The sequence below is a fragment of the Starkeya nomas genome (assembly GCF_902703545.1).
In the GTDB taxonomy this organism is placed as follows: Bacteria; Pseudomonadota; Alphaproteobacteria; order Rhizobiales; family Xanthobacteraceae; genus Ancylobacter; species Ancylobacter moscoviensis.
The window spans coordinates 1-12351 of the sequence record NZ_CACSAS010000038.1; the positions used below are offsets into that span (position 1 = coordinate 1).

Consider the following 12351-nt stretch of genomic DNA (forward strand, 5'->3'; position numbering starts at 1 on the left):
GCCGCAGCAGCGCGACCAGGTCGCCGAGGTCCTTCAGGAAGGACAGGTGCCGCCACAGCTCCGGGAGGTGGCAGGCGCGCGTGCCGTTGTTGGTGACGACCGGAGTGCCGCGCCAGTCATTGTAGATATCCGCAAGGCCGAGCAGGTTGGACCGCTCGATCGGCGGCTTGGGGCGTACCGCCGCCGACACGCCGCGCAGGTAGACGACTGCGCCCTGCTCGTCGAGGCAGAGGCGATCAACTCGCGGGAGCTTCCACGTGTACCGGACGATCACGGTGGCTCCGGTGACGCCACCGGACACCGTCACGCTCTGCACGCCGATGGCGTCGGGCGTCACCACGTCCAGATAGCGATAGGTCACCTGATAGCTCGACCCGACCGCCGGCTCCACGCCCGCCGGCGACCAGTCGATCTTGCCGTCCACCAGCAACCAGCTGGTGGTGAGCGCATAGTTGGTCGCGCCCTGCGTCACCGACAGCACCTCGGTCGGCGAGTGCTGCAGCACGTCGGCGGTGTTGTTGGGACTGCCACGGACGACCGTCTGCGTGATCTGCTTGGTCACGATGACGCTGCTGATCTGGTCGACCGGCCCGCGATTGAGCGCGATGATCGCGGTGCCGGTGCCGCCATCCGAAAAGACATGCGGCTCGGCGTCCACCTCCTCGGTGTCCCAGCTCAGCGGTTCGCCATAGCGCAGCGCCGCCGAGCGGGTGCGGGTGTAGCCGTAGATCGACGCCGCGCCCTCTGAGACGGCGAAGTGCATGGCGGCGCCGACCTGTCCGATGGCCGTCACCTGACAGCCCTCGATCACGTAGTTTCCGCCGGTAACAGCGCGGTCCTTCGCGGCGATCTGCTGGGCGATCGTGGTCAGGTTCGCCGGCGGCGTCTGGTCGAGCACGGTGCCGCCGCGAACAAGGTACACCTGGTAGTAGTCGCCCGGCTCATCGAGCGAACGCAGCGACCAGCTCACCGCCTCGATCACACGCGCGGCGCCGTCCTCGCCTTCACCGGCGGAGCCGGGAATGAGGCCGCGCAACTCCGGCATATCGTCGGCGGTGACATAGCTGCGCGTGATGCGGATGCCGATCGAGACGTCGCCGGCGAGATCCACGCCCTCAATGATCCGTTCCGGCACGCGCCGCACGTCGCCGGCCGCGTAGATGAAGCCTTCGGTCAGCGTGATCGTGCCGGCCTCGGTGTCGACCACCACGGCCGCGCCGTTGAGGCGATCGCCGTCGCGCCCGACCATGTTACCGATCCGCGCTGTTCTGGCGCGGATGATCGACTGCATCTCATTGCTTTCGGCCGACTGCGTATAGGTCCGGCCACGGAAGACGAGCCCGGCGAAGTCGGGCATGGCCGCGAACCGGTCATGGGTGTCGGGAAAGCTCTCGTGCTCAAAGGCCATGTCAGAACCTCAGCAGGCAGGCGACGCGCTCACGCACGGTGCGCCCGAACTCGATGTTGATGGGGGTCTCGCCGATCACCGGGCCGGCCGGCTCAAGGGCTCCCGGCGGCAGGTGCTGGAGCCCCGGCTTGAAGCCGGCCGCCGGTGTCGCGGAAAGGATGAAGCCGACGCTGGCGGCGGTGCTGCCGTGCCCCTCGCCGAAGGCGGTCAGAGCCTCGACATAGAGATAGCGGGTCGCCGCCGGCGCCGGATCGAAGCGGCTGGCGCCGACCCGGTAGACGCCCTCCAGCGTCTCGATGACCGGGCGCCGGACGCGGCAGCGCCGATAGAACAGGACCGCGCCAGCGACATCCTTGAAAACGGCCCATGCCGGGCCGGGCCCCGTCGCCTGCATCATGGACGAGGAGCGCGCCAGCGCGCCGTCAGCGGTCCACGGGAAGGCGCCCCATGGAAAATCGCCCCATGTCAGGTCGGCGCCCTCGATCGGCTCCAGCCAGACGCCGAGCGCCTCCAGCTCGGCCTGCGCCATGTCGTGGACGATGTAGACCGGCCGGCCGAAGCTCCACTTGGTCCGCACCCCGTCGATGACGACACCGGAATCGTCGTCCCACATGGTCTCGTCGGCGCGGCCCTCGTCGGCCTCCAGCGCCCGCACGTCATAGCCGCAATGGGCGCGCCAGCAGTCCGACCGCAGCGGCAGGGACAGCCATGTCAGGCCGTCGATGCGCACGAGATCGGTCTCGTCGTCGCGGACGCGATCGAGTCCGAGCTGGATGTGGTTCCACCAGCGCCGGCGCGGCGGGGCGTATTCGAGCGTCGCCGAATAGCCGATCCAGCCGAGCGCCTGGTGCACAGCGGCGGGCGTGCCGCGCACCCGCTCCCAGTCGACGCCCTCCTCGAGGAGATCGTACAAATTCGGGAGGTACGGCGAGAGCATGCCGAGGCCGTATTCCCACACGAGGTACGGCAGCGCCGATGCGGGTGGATTGTTGAGCTTGCGGCCGTGCAGGGCGTCGATCGACGGGCCGAGGATGTCGGTCGGATCGGTCGCCCGCGCCAGCGTGCGCTCGTAGACGCCGGCGGAGGTCGGCAGGAGGGCCGCGGCATCGTGAGCCATCAATAGGCCCTCCCACGGAAATTGACGGACAGGCTGCGGATGGAGATCGCCTGATAGGGCTCGGCCTTGATCTCGTCGGAGGTCATGCGGGCCCGCTGGACGCCGGCGATCATGGCTCGGCCCTGCACCCACTCGGCGACCAGGTCCATGCCCATGCCGGTCTCGGCCGACCAGGCGTTGGTAACGACACCGGGTATGGCACTGAGGATCGACTCCATGGCGTCGGGCAGCAGCCAGACGTCGAGGGTCACATCCGCGGCGGCGAACACTGCTGCTCGCACGTTGAAGACGTCGTTGATGACGCCGTGAGCCGGGCTCTCCAGCGCCGCGCGCACCTTGGCGATCAGCGCCGCGTCGGCCATCCCGTTGTTGTCGGTCGACCAGATCGCGACATGCACGGTGGGATCACGGCCGACGCGGTAGGCGTGGGCGTGGCGCACGCGCACATCGGCCGCGCGGGCGATGGCCTCGTAACGCTCCTTCGGCCCGCCCGGCGACCTGCCGGCGATGGCGAGGACCGTGCGCGACTTCAGCGCATCGTCCCGCTCGCCGAGGAGGCGAAGGACATCGTAGAAAAAGACCAGATGATCGGCGTCGGTGTCGCCCGTGTAGAACAGGAGGCCACTGCGGAAGGCGTCGTTGACGCGGCCACGGAGCGCCATCTCGACATAGGCCGCGAGCTCGATCAGCTTGCGGCCGGGATCGCTGCGCAGGTGCAGCGTGTCGATGACCGGAAGTTCCGGGTTCGCCTCGCGCTCGATCGCCCAGAGCTCCTGGAACCGCGCGACCATCCGGTCGACGATCACCTGCCAGCTCAACTCTTCGATGGACTGCGCCGGCGGCAGCCCGGCCAGTGCCTTGACCGTCACCCCGTCCGTCATGCCGCGGCGCTCCCGCGCATGAGCACGGCCGCCGGCAGCATCATGCTGAAATGCTCCACGACGCTGTAGTCGCCGAGATGACCGTACGGATAGAACAGGTTCTGCAGGTTGAAGCCGATGGCGCCCTGCCGACCTTCGAGATAGGTCGGCTCCATGCGGGCGATCCTCACGCCCGGCTCCTCCGCGTGCACCTGGCCGACGATCTCGGCATAGGCGCGCAGCACATTGGCGGCGGTCATGTTCTCGCCGCGCAGCGCGTGGAGGTCGGAGCCGTAATCGAGCTCCATGACGCGCTGGAGCTTGCGCGTGGAGAGGATGTCGCGCACGGACTGCTCTCCGTGAGCTCGCCCGCGCAACAGCTTACCCGTCGCCCTGTCCATGCCCGTGCGTGTCGTCAGCGCCATGTGAAGGCCCCTTCAAGCCGCGGTGTCAGTCGGCCTTGTCGCCGCCGGCGGCGGGCTTGCGCCCCTTGGGCAACTCCGCCTGGACGAGCTCCAGCCCGCCCCAGCGCTTCTCGGTGTCGTACTGGCGCTGATCGAGCGACACGGTTTCGCCGGGCTTGCGCATGCGGCCATCGATGGGGCGGGCGGCGGTGATGCGGTATTCCTTCTTGGTCATGGTTCTCTCCTATGCCGGCGGGCCGGTATCGGCGCCGCCGGGTGTGACACCCGAGTGGACGTGGCCGGACGAGATGTTCTTCTCGTTGTGCGTGAGCTCCTCGCTCGACAGCGCGATGGCTTTTCCGTTGAGCCGCAACTGATCGCCGTCGAGTTCGAACGAGCCCTTGCCGGTGCTGATGAGGACCTTGCCGTCCTCGATGGTGATGCTGCTGTTGCCGACTTCGAGCACGACATCCTGCGCGCCGGCCGGAGCCTCATGGTCCTGGTCGAACGGCCCGCGCACGCACCAGCTGCCTTCGCCCACAGTGCCGGAGGGCGAGATCATGGCGAACCTCTCGCCGATCGTTGGACGCACCTTCACCTTCAGCTTGCCGGCGCTCACCGGCTGCGCGCGCAGCCAGGGCGAGAGCACGGGCTTGTCCTGGTCGGCGCTAAGGCCAAGGTCGAGACGGACCTGCCAGTCGTCGCCCACCGAGCGGATCTCGGCCACCTTGCCGGGAATCATCACGCGCGCGATGCGCTGATGGGCGTCGCCCAGGCTGCGTTCCAGCGTGGTCAGGCGCCTCTCCATCTGCCGCCAGCGATAGGACTCCAGGTGGCTCATACCGGCGCCCCCGAGAGATCGGGCGGGAAGTGGACGATCTCGCCATCCTCGACGGCCTCGACGGCGGTGTAGCGCATGCGCTCCAGCGGATCGCCGCCGAACCCCTTGAGCGCCTGGCGCCAGGTGAGCGTGTAGTAGCCGACGCCCTTGCCGTAGGAGGCAGCGGTCACCAGCGGGCGCATTTCGGCGTCCTCGGGCAGGCTGATCGACGTCAGGCCCCAGCGCGGCAGGGTGAGATCGGGATCGGCGAGGATCTCGAACAACCCGAAGCCGAGCGCATGCGCAATGGTCTCGCGCCGTTCCGCCCGCGAGCCGATGGCCATCTCCTCGGTGACGATGTAGGCGACGAGCTCGACGGGCAGATCGAAGGAGCCGCCGACATTGATCGGCTGGCGCACGCGCTGGAAGGTCACGCCGATCATCGGCGGCGGGAAGATATCGCCGGCGATGATGTCGGATATGTCGATGCGGCCCGGCAGCTCGCGCACCTCGACGCCCGGAAAGAGCGGCTTCAGCGTGACGACGATGGCGGCGACGAGCTGGGCGACGCGGGCGTCCTGCAGGCGCTGGGCGAGCGTGCGCGGGGCGATCATGGGCGATCTCCCGGCAGGCCGGAGATGAGACCGGACAACCAATCCAGCGTCACGCGCTCGATCGCGGTCTCGTCGTCGGCCGACACGCCGACGAAGGGACGCGCGGGGATCGTCACCTGACGGGCGAAGACGTGCCGGTTGCCGACCATAAAATGCAGCCGCGCCGCATCCTTCGGCTTGATGACCGCGCCGTCCTGGTGGACGTGCGCATATTCCCAGGCGGCGCCGACCTGCACCTCCGCCGGCGCCGCGATGAAGCCGATGCTGCCTCGCAGGTGCTGGCCGGTCTCCCGCAGCGTCGAGGTGCCCGCCCTGTTCGGCACCCAGGGCGTGCCATCCGGTGCCGTCTTGGTGTCATCGATGCGCTCAAGCGTCGAGTTTTCGAGCACCCCGCCGATGTTGGTCATGAGCGGCAGAGTGTCGTCGCTGCCGGCCGCGAGCCGCGCGAGAATGGCGGAAGGCAGCACGCCGTCGACATCGATGACGATGCGGATCCCATCCATCACAGCCCCCGCATGCGGTGACGGGTGAACAGGCGATCGGGAGCCACGACGATGGGCTCGGCCGGGCCGACCGAGCTGGGCTCGCCCGGCTGCCCGCCACCGGGCAGACCGCCGCCTCCCGGCCCGTCGAAGGTCAGGGCGCCCTTGCCGGCGGCGATGGCCTCCAGGCGCTTGATGGCGATGTCGTAGCGCTCCTTCACGCGCTCATTGCCGCGCCCGAAGGAGAGCGCGACGCGGTAGAGGGCGATGTCGGTGGCGTAGATCCGCAGCGCCTCGCGGCTGTCGTCGTCGACGCGCTCCAGCTCGGCCCGCGAGTAGCGGGCGAACAGCACGACGCGCATCTCCGCGCTGGCATCGACGAGCGAGGCCTCGATGCGCGCGTCGTCGCGCTCGCGGGTCTCCTCATTGGCGGCGAGGATGGTCGCCTCGTTGGGATAGCGGGCCAGGACATCGGCGAGAGCGGCGAAGGTCGCGGACATCAGATCGATGCCTCCCCATCCGCAATCTCGCCAAGCTCTTCCCAGCTGACCTCGGCGAATTCCGAATATGGGATGGTGATGGCCACCACATCGGTGGTCAGTTCGCTCCTGCCGACAATGGGTTCGGCCAGTTGCCGGCGCTCGGCATAAAGATGGACACCGGCGGCCGAGCCGTTGACGAGATAGTGCTCCTGGCCATTTGGAGCGACCGTTCGGGCGAACGCAGGGAGATCTCGACGGGACTTCATCAGCCGACCATCCCCATGGCTTGAAGATACAGATCGAGGATCGCCTCGTGCTCGGCGCGCTGGTCCGCGTCCTGCTTGCGGATCTTCAGGACCTCGCGCAGCGCCGTCACGTCGAAGCCCATGCCCTTCGCCTCCAGGAAGGCATCCTTGATGTCGTCGGCGATGGTCTTCTTCTCCTCCTCGAGGCGCTCGATACGCTCGATGAAGGATTTGAGCTGTTCCTTGGCGAAGCCGGCGGCGGCGTCGGAAAGAGGCTGGTCGTCGGGGATGTCGGACATGAGGCGCTCCTGAGGAAGAAGGACGGGGGCGGCGAACCGCCCCCGTCAGGGGCCCGGAGGTCCGGGCCGCGCGGCTCCCGCGCGGCTGTCGCGTGCGGCGCGGTCGGCCGAGCTCAGTCGGGCCAGTCGGCCGAGACGACGCCGGCGGCCTTCAGCTCGCCGTGTTCCTTGCGGGTGAGCAGCACGGACGCACCCGGCTCGAAATAGCGCCCGTCCTTCTTGAGGCGGGCGTCGACTGTGAAAACGTGGACCGGCTCGTCCGCCGTGATCGTCAGATTGCCGGCAGCCATGGCCTCCGGCGGATTGAGGGAACGCTCGGCCACCAGTGCGGGCCGACCGTTGAGGAGCATCGCGAGTTTGACGAGCTGCGCCTCCGACAGTCCGGCGACGAACGCCACGGGATCGAAGGGGACGGCAGCGGGGGCGGCAGCAGCCGAGCCGCCCTCCGATGCCTCGCCGGTTTCCGGCGACGGCTGCCCGAGCGTTACCTCGCCCGCCGTCGCCTGGGCGGCCTCCCCGTCGACACCTTCGACGAGCTCGGCCTCCGGCTCTGCCTTTCGCCCCGACGCTTCGTCCGGCTGCTGGGGCGCAGGAATGGGTGACGGGGGCGCGGACTGAGTCCCGGCCGAGGCATCGATTTCCTCGGCACCGCTACCGGCGCTGGGGGCCTCGCGAGCCGTACCAGACGCCCCCTCTGGGGTATTCTGCTCGGCGGCCTTGGCCGCCTTGGTCCTGGTCGGGCGCGATGCCATGGTCAGGACACCGCGTTCTGGATCAGGTAGCCGACATCCTTGGCGACCACGAGCTCACGGATCCGCTCGCCGGCACGCACGCGGTAGCCGCCCTCAAGGCCGAGATCCGGGTCCTCGATGCGGCCGGCGATGCGCGTGCCGAACTGCGCCGTCATTCCCCAGGTGATGCCCTGGCCGGGCGCCGCCGCCCTGTTGATGTGCAGCAGAGCGATGCTCTTGCCCCACACGCGCTGCAGATTGGGCGCCTGACCCTTTCGGGAGAGATTCACGTACCCTTCGCCGACGAGCAGCCGCTCGATCTCGAACAGCTCGCAGAACTGCTCGCGGGTGATCATGCCCTTCTCGGTCAGGTTGCCCTTGACGGCGTTGACGAGGTGGGGGTGCCGGCGGACCTTGGACCAGCCCACCTGCCCCATGACGCAGGTGTTCGGGCGGAAGATCAGCGTGCCCTCGATCGCCTCGGTGATGGTCTCGATCGGGTCGCTGTTCTCGAAGTCGTCGAGCTGGTCGCCGCCGGCGAGCACCACCTTGCGCGCCGCCGCGTAGTTGGCGGGATCCTGCACGGTAGCCGCGACACGGACTTCGCGCGCCAGCGTGATCAGATCGGTGAGCCCTTCGACCGCGCGCGCCTCGGGGTCGTACATGGATCGACCGGCGGCACGCGCCGCCTCCGCCGCCCTGACGTCGCTGACGACGACGGGTGCGTCGAGACCGTGGTCCTCGACCTCGCCGGTCTCCTCCTTGCCGGAGAAGTCGACCTCATTGACCTTGCCCTTGCGGCCGACCAGCGTCTCGGGAACGGTGAAGTTCTCGGCCAGCGGGTAGGACGTCCACGCGAAGCGCTCCTGGGCGACGTCCTGGCGCGGAAGCACCTCGTCGGCGATGAGCGCCTGCGCAGGATTGCGGTAGGCGATGGCGACCGCGGTAAGGACCGGGTCGACGGTGAAAGAGCGACGGGGAGCCATGTGTGTCCTCGATTGGCGGTGCTGCGGTGGGCCGGCGCGCGGTCAGGCCGCCGGCGTGGCCAGCAGGCTCTTGGCGACGGTGACGGGGATGATGTCGTCGGCGGCGCCGGGAGAGCCGGCCCAGCCGACGATCACGACGGTCTGGCCGGCAATCGGCAGGGCCTTCACCGCCTTGCCGGCGGCATCGCTGGTCAGCGGATCCCCGAAGGCGACGTTGCCGCCCAGGCGCACCTGGGCGGGCCCGGCGAGCGTAACGTCGACGGTGCCGCCCTGATCGCCGCCGAGCTCGTCGGTCACGCCGATGATGGTCTCGGTGGCACCGGCCGCGGCACGGACGGTCGTTCCGGCCGCCGGCGCCGCGGCCTTGACGATGAGGTACGGATCGACGCTCGCAGCGCCGATATAGGACTTGATGAACGGCCTCACTGCTTGCGCTCCTTCACGGCCATGACGGCATCCGCCGTCGACAGGAACACGCCGTCCGCGGCCATCTTCTTCTGGTAGGCGACGGCCTTGGCGGCCAAGGTGGCCGAGCTGATTGTGACTTCGCCGGACGGCGTCTCCCGATCGTCCAGCGCCGACGCCTGCAGATTGGCGGGGGTCTTCTCCAGCAGGGCGCGGACCTGCTCCAGGCCGCTCGCGGTGGCGCACAGCAGGGCGTATTCGCCCCGCTGCGCCGGCGTGATCTTCTTTTTCTGCAGGGCGCTGTCGAGGAGTTCCTCGACGGCCTTCTTGTGGGCTTCGGCGCCGAGCTCCGCGATCTTGGCCTCGGCCGCATCCCTGGCCGTGGTGGCGGCCGCGAGATTGGCGAGCGTCTGCTCGTGGATCGCCTTGGAGACCGTATCGGTCTTCAGGCTGGCGATGGCGGAAAGGCAGGAGCCTTCGTCGGCGGTCTCGGTCAGGCCGAGCGCCGCCGCGATCTTCTTCAGCATGGGCTGATCCTTCTGGGTGGTGGGGCCGGCCGAGGCGACGGCGGGCATGGCGAGCGCCGGCGCCGGCACGAGCGCGACCGAGTGCAGCCAGGTCGCGTTGCCGGCGTCGTCATGGTGGAAGGTCGGGGAGACGAAACGATGCGTGCGCGCGGAGAGCGTCTGCTTGCCGGCATCGAGCCAGTCGACGCGGGCCCAGAGACCATCAGCGCGCGCCTGCAGCTCCGGCACCCATCCGACGACGGTGCCGGCCTCGCCGAACATGGCCTTGCGCGGCACGCTGTGGTCGAGGTCGACGGGGATCGAGATCCCGTCCGCCTCGAACCGCGCCACCAGTGACGCCGGATCGAAGGCGTAGGAGCGGCCGTCGCGGGTGGTCACGCGGCCGAGCGGCGCGACCTTGATCCACGCCGGCGGGTTGCCGGAGGCATCAAGCGCCGCGAGCTCGCCGGCGATGACGCCGGTGGTGATCGGGTCGGTCTGGGTTGCGGAGCGGTGCGACATGGGGGCACGCTAGGCGAGCCCCGAACCGGAATGCCGGTGACAGCTGTCACCGGCCGAAGATGCGCCTGCCATCGCGAACGCGGGCGACCCTATCCTATCAGGATCGTTTTTGAAGGGGGATTGAAAGCCGTGGGCGGCCGTTTGGGTTTTGTGCCGCCCGATGCCTCACCCGGACGGTGTTTCGCCGGCAGAGGCCGCCGCTGCGAAATTGAGCTCCAGATAGTCGCGGACCATCTGCACACGGTGGTTTCGGAAGGAAATGTGATCGGGCCAGTCCCGGCCTAGGTACGCCTTTGCGCAGGTGTCGAAGGCGCGCTGGATGTTCTCGACATCGATACCGGTCGGATCATAGGTCGCCGTTAGCCGCCAAGCGTAGGGGTATGCTGCGTCGACCATGGACTGAATGGCTATGGCGTCCCTTACGAGAAAGTCGATTTCGTACTCGCGATTTGGAAGGCGAGCGGAGAACGTCTGGACCAGGCGCAACAACTCCGCGATCCAACCTGCCGTCTTTTCGTCGACATGCTCTATGAGTTCGGCCAACCCAGCTATCGCCTGCACGGGTAGATCTGGCGCAGGCTCTCCGAGCTTCCTCCTGGACGTGTCCGTCGGATTAAAGGTCCACATGAAGCTGGCCTTGGCGAAGGCTCCTACGCTGTCCAACATGATGTGCATCTTCGAACGCAAGGCCATCGCTTTGCGCGCCTGCTGCGTGGCCCGCCTGTCTTTTTCATCGGCCATCTGGCGCTTGGTGAGCCAGTTCTGGCGGTGGAGGAGAATTGCCGCGATCAAGGCCGCCGCAAGCGCCAGAGCGCCGGAGATCAGCGTCTGCCAATCATAGAACCACTGCCCCCACGAGAACGCCTCACACCCCGCACACATCCCGCCGCCACTCCTCGCCTAGCCGCATCGTTGCACATGCCCGATGGCGGAGGTACTATCCGGTCGCGGAGAAATAGCCGTCCACGCGTGGGTACGCCCGCGCACGGAGGATGTGACGCCCTCCCTCCGCGACTTCATCTTCATCTCACCCGGTCGCACCCTTCCAGGATATTGCGGACATAGCCGGTGTCCCGCCCGCGCGAGCTCGGGTACAGCGTCGCGACTTCGAGATGCCCGCCGGCGCCGAGGTCGATCCAAGACATATAGAACTTGCCGTCGATCTCGATCATCGCAAGCAGTCGCCCGTCCGACCGCCGGCGCCAGATGTCGGAGCCGTCAAGCATGAGCTGGACGAGACGCCACATCGCTGCCGGAAGCGGATGGGTGGGGTTGTGAGCCATGGCGGCGTCGGTCGCCGTCACGGTCCTGAGCTTGGCGCCGATGTCGCGAGCGAGCCCGTCATTGATGGTCGCCACCGGCCACGCCGCTCGCGGCCACGGATGGCTCAGGTCGACCGCGGCGGTTTCCCGGCCGGCGTCCTTCAGAGCCTTTTTGACAGCCGCGCGTTCGATGCCGAACCGTCGGGCGCGCAGCACGTGCGACAGAAACCCGTCATCCGCGATGATCTTCTGGATACGGGGGCGTGCCATGTCGGCCGGTGTGGTGTCGAGCTGATCCTGCAGGATGCGTCCCAGGGTGCGCGATCGGCCGACACCGGGATTGGTGTGCCAGCCGGGATCGATGCCGTCCGGCACCTGCGTCCGCACCCCCGTGCGCTTGTTGACGAAGGTCCGCATGCGCTCCGCCGGCGGCGTGTCGCGGTAGATGATCCCGCCATCCTCCGGCGGTCGGCCGAGAAGGCGCTCGGCCTGCGCGGCGGTGATCTGGCGGACGGCACACTTGCAGCCCCAGCCATTGGGCGGAAAGTGGGTGCGCCAGAACGGATGATCGACGGGCAGGATGATGCCGGCCCAGCGAAGATGCTCCTGCCGGGGATCCCCGGCCGTGGTGCGCACGTAGAGGATGAAGGGCAAGGCGCGCTTGGTGCGCTGGATCCGGTCCCATTGGCCAGCGGCACGGGCGGCGCGCACATTCGACCAGAACGTCGTCTCCAGCCGCCGGGGGCGGGTGAAGTCGACGGTCTTCATCTTCGTCCCTTCGGGGTCGATGACACGCCGAGGTCCCCACCACCCGAGCGGCTTCAGCCGCCGCTCCATGTCGGCCTTGAACTTGTCGAATCCCGTGCCGTGCGTCAGCGCCTGGTCGATCCCGGCGCGGAACTCGGCGAGCACCTTGTCCTCCAGCACGCCGGCGACGGTGAAGGCGTGGGCGTGCTCCTCGCCCCAGACGTCCAGCCACGAGAAGCGCGGCGCGAGCTTCTTGTCGCGGAAATAGTCCAGCACCTCGGGTGGGGTGGGAAAGCCCTGTTCCACCCGCGCGCCGGTTGCGAGCAGAGCGAGCCCGGCGAGGAAGGCGCGACGGGAGATGTACTCAGTCGTGGACATCGCCGAGACCGCGCGCCTTGGCCATCGCGATGGCGAGCTTCATGGCGAGCCGCTTCCCGTCGACCGCCTCCGCGATCTCCGGC

17 protein-coding genes are annotated in these 12351 nt (G+C 68.4%); all 17 read right to left on the bottom strand.

Annotated features, from left to right (window positions below; translation table 11 throughout):
• A partial coding sequence (locus STARVERO_RS22760) for a DUF4815 domain-containing protein (protein WP_159602419.1) occupies positions 1–1408 on the bottom strand: 1408 nt, incomplete at its 3' end.
• Position 1409: 1 nt separating this feature from the next.
• Positions 1410–2525 carry a phage tail protein gene (locus STARVERO_RS22765; protein ID WP_159602422.1) on the bottom strand — a complete coding sequence of 372 codons (1116 nt, stop codon included), beginning with the start codon at positions 2523–2525 and terminating at the stop codon, positions 1410–1412.
• A complete protein-coding gene (locus STARVERO_RS22770) occupies positions 2525–3406 on the bottom strand; it encodes a baseplate J/gp47 family protein (RefSeq protein ID WP_159602425.1) in 882 nt (293 codons plus the stop codon). The genes STARVERO_RS22765 and STARVERO_RS22770 overlap by 1 nt, the downstream gene beginning before the upstream one ends.
• A complete protein-coding gene (locus tag STARVERO_RS22775) occupies positions 3403–3810 on the bottom strand; it encodes a GPW/gp25 family protein (protein WP_479692376.1) in 408 nt (135 codons plus the stop codon). Before STARVERO_RS22775 ends, STARVERO_RS22770 begins: the two co-directional genes overlap by 4 nt.
• A 25-nt stretch (positions 3811–3835) precedes the next feature.
• Positions 3836–4024 (bottom strand): hypothetical protein, encoded by a 189-nt coding sequence (locus tag STARVERO_RS22780; RefSeq protein WP_159602430.1) that lies wholly within the window; start codon positions 4022–4024, stop codon positions 3836–3838.
• Positions 4025–4033: 9 nt separating this feature from the next.
• A complete protein-coding gene (locus tag STARVERO_RS22785) occupies positions 4034–4630 on the bottom strand; it encodes a hypothetical protein (protein WP_159602433.1) in 597 nt (198 codons plus the stop codon).
• Positions 4627–5223: a hypothetical protein gene (locus STARVERO_RS22790; RefSeq protein WP_159602436.1), complete on the bottom strand. Its 597-nt coding sequence runs from the start codon at positions 5221–5223 to the stop codon at positions 4627–4629. The genes STARVERO_RS22785 and STARVERO_RS22790 overlap by 4 nt, the downstream gene beginning before the upstream one ends.
• Positions 5220–5726 (bottom strand): phage virion morphogenesis protein, encoded by a 507-nt coding sequence (locus tag STARVERO_RS22795; protein WP_244617004.1) that lies wholly within the window; start codon positions 5724–5726, stop codon positions 5220–5222. The genes STARVERO_RS22790 and STARVERO_RS22795 overlap by 4 nt, the downstream gene beginning before the upstream one ends.
• Positions 5726–6205 (bottom strand): phage protein Gp36 family protein, encoded by a 480-nt coding sequence (locus STARVERO_RS22800; protein WP_159602442.1) that lies wholly within the window; start codon positions 6203–6205, stop codon positions 5726–5728. Before STARVERO_RS22800 ends, STARVERO_RS22795 begins: the two co-directional genes overlap by 1 nt.
• Positions 6205–6453, bottom strand: coding sequence for a hypothetical protein (locus STARVERO_RS22805; RefSeq protein ID WP_159602445.1), 249 nt, complete (start codon positions 6451–6453; stop codon positions 6205–6207). Before STARVERO_RS22805 ends, STARVERO_RS22800 begins: the two co-directional genes overlap by 1 nt.
• Positions 6453–6731, bottom strand: coding sequence for a DUF2312 domain-containing protein (locus tag STARVERO_RS22810; RefSeq protein WP_159602448.1), 279 nt, complete (start codon positions 6729–6731; stop codon positions 6453–6455). Before STARVERO_RS22810 ends, STARVERO_RS22805 begins: the two co-directional genes overlap by 1 nt.
• Before the next feature lie 113 nt (positions 6732–6844).
• Complete coding sequence (locus tag STARVERO_RS22815) at positions 6845–7483, bottom strand: hypothetical protein (RefSeq protein ID WP_159602450.1); 639 nt, start codon at positions 7481–7483, stop codon at positions 6845–6847.
• A gap of 2 nt (positions 7484–7485) precedes the next feature.
• Positions 7486–8448 (bottom strand): capsid protein, encoded by a 963-nt coding sequence (locus tag STARVERO_RS22820; RefSeq protein WP_159602453.1) that lies wholly within the window; start codon positions 8446–8448, stop codon positions 7486–7488.
• A gap of 42 nt (positions 8449–8490) precedes the next feature.
• Complete coding sequence (locus STARVERO_RS22825) at positions 8491–8874, bottom strand: hypothetical protein (RefSeq protein WP_159602456.1); 384 nt, start codon at positions 8872–8874, stop codon at positions 8491–8493.
• Positions 8871–9881 carry a phage protease gene (locus tag STARVERO_RS22830; RefSeq protein WP_159602459.1) on the bottom strand — a complete coding sequence of 337 codons (1011 nt, stop codon included), beginning with the start codon at positions 9879–9881 and terminating at the stop codon, positions 8871–8873. The genes STARVERO_RS22825 and STARVERO_RS22830 overlap by 4 nt, the downstream gene beginning before the upstream one ends.
• 165 nt (positions 9882–10046) lie before the next feature.
• Positions 10047–10763 carry a hypothetical protein gene (locus STARVERO_RS22835; protein WP_159602462.1) on the bottom strand — a complete coding sequence of 239 codons (717 nt, stop codon included), beginning with the start codon at positions 10761–10763 and terminating at the stop codon, positions 10047–10049.
• A gap of 140 nt (positions 10764–10903) precedes the next feature.
• Positions 10904–12268, bottom strand: coding sequence for a phage head morphogenesis protein (locus STARVERO_RS22840; RefSeq protein WP_159602465.1), 1365 nt, complete (start codon positions 12266–12268; stop codon positions 10904–10906).
• Positions 12269–12351: the final 83 nt, after the last annotated feature.

Bases quoted from the DNA above. Each gene is read 5' to 3' on its own strand.
- STARVERO_RS22765 (WP_159602422.1), bottom strand. From the start codon at position 2,525: ATGGCTCACGATGCCGCGGCCCTCCTGCCGACCTCCGCCGGCGTCTAC.
- STARVERO_RS22770 (WP_159602425.1), bottom strand. From the start codon at position 3,406: ATGACGGACGGGGTGACGGTCAAGGCACTGGCCGGGCTGCCGCCGGCG.
- STARVERO_RS22775 (WP_479692376.1), bottom strand. From the start codon at position 3,810: ATGGCGCTGACGACACGCACGGGCATGGACAGGGCGACGGGTAAGCTG.
- STARVERO_RS22780 (WP_159602430.1), bottom strand. From the start codon at position 4,024: ATGACCAAGAAGGAATACCGCATCACCGCCGCCCGCCCCATCGATGGC.
- STARVERO_RS22785 (WP_159602433.1), bottom strand. From the start codon at position 4,630: ATGAGCCACCTGGAGTCCTATCGCTGGCGGCAGATGGAGAGGCGCCTG.
- STARVERO_RS22790 (WP_159602436.1), bottom strand. From the start codon at position 5,223: ATGATCGCCCCGCGCACGCTCGCCCAGCGCCTGCAGGACGCCCGCGTC.
- STARVERO_RS22795 (WP_244617004.1), bottom strand. From the start codon at position 5,726: ATGGATGGGATCCGCATCGTCATCGATGTCGACGGCGTGCTGCCTTCC.
- STARVERO_RS22800 (WP_159602442.1), bottom strand. From the start codon at position 6,205: ATGTCCGCGACCTTCGCCGCTCTCGCCGATGTCCTGGCCCGCTATCCC.
- STARVERO_RS22805 (WP_159602445.1), bottom strand. From the start codon at position 6,453: ATGAAGTCCCGTCGAGATCTCCCTGCGTTCGCCCGAACGGTCGCTCCA.
- STARVERO_RS22810 (WP_159602448.1), bottom strand. From the start codon at position 6,731: ATGTCCGACATCCCCGACGACCAGCCTCTTTCCGACGCCGCCGCCGGC.
- STARVERO_RS22815 (WP_159602450.1), bottom strand. From the start codon at position 7,483: ATGGCATCGCGCCCGACCAGGACCAAGGCGGCCAAGGCCGCCGAGCAG.
- STARVERO_RS22820 (WP_159602453.1), bottom strand. From the start codon at position 8,448: ATGGCTCCCCGTCGCTCTTTCACCGTCGACCCGGTCCTTACCGCGGTC.
- STARVERO_RS22830 (WP_159602459.1), bottom strand. From the start codon at position 9,881: ATGTCGCACCGCTCCGCAACCCAGACCGACCCGATCACCACCGGCGTC.
- STARVERO_RS22835 (WP_159602462.1), bottom strand. From the start codon at position 10,763: ATGTGTGCGGGGTGTGAGGCGTTCTCGTGGGGGCAGTGGTTCTATGAT.
- STARVERO_RS22840 (WP_159602465.1), bottom strand. From the start codon at position 12,268: ATGTCCACGACTGAGTACATCTCCCGTCGCGCCTTCCTCGCCGGGCTC.